Genomic DNA, 397 nt, shown 5'->3' with positions numbered 1-397 from the left:
TGCTGATACTGCTTTTCGTGGTGCGCACCACCTCAAAACCTGACCGCGCCTCAGTGACGTCCTGACGGTTTTTCCGCTCCCCGGACGAAGCAAGGGGCAGCAGTCCCCGGGTAATGGCTTCTGCGGCCTCCTGCTTCGTTTTCGGCAGTCCGGACGGTGTGACCAGCGCCCGGCGGTTTTCCGGCGCGTTCGGGTCGTGCAGCCCCAGTCTGCCGTTCACGATGGTCTGCCAGGCATCGATGCGGGTCCGTTCGGCGCGGTGGTAGTACTGCTGTAGGCGCCTGCCGGTCAGCAGTTCGGTAATGGGGATCAGAAAGATCAGCTCCAGACGCCCCTTGTCCGCGTGCTCCACCCACAGAATGCTGTACTGATCTTTATCGAGTCCGGGCATCAGAAC

The 397-nt window shown here is 62.0% G+C and carries 1 pseudogene; it reads right to left on the bottom strand.

Going from position 1 to position 397, the window contains the following annotated elements:
* Positions 1-397 (bottom strand): annotated as a pseudogene (locus tag IM317_RS23445) (relaxase/mobilization nuclease domain-containing protein); the annotation flags it as partial.

Source organism: Enterobacter cloacae complex sp. S3 (assembly GCF_014930495.1).
Lineage (GTDB): Bacteria > Pseudomonadota > Gammaproteobacteria > Enterobacterales > Enterobacteriaceae > Enterobacter > Enterobacter asburiae_B.
The sequence above is the reverse complement of the archived record's forward strand: the minus strand, read 5'-3'. Positions and strand labels throughout refer to the sequence as shown.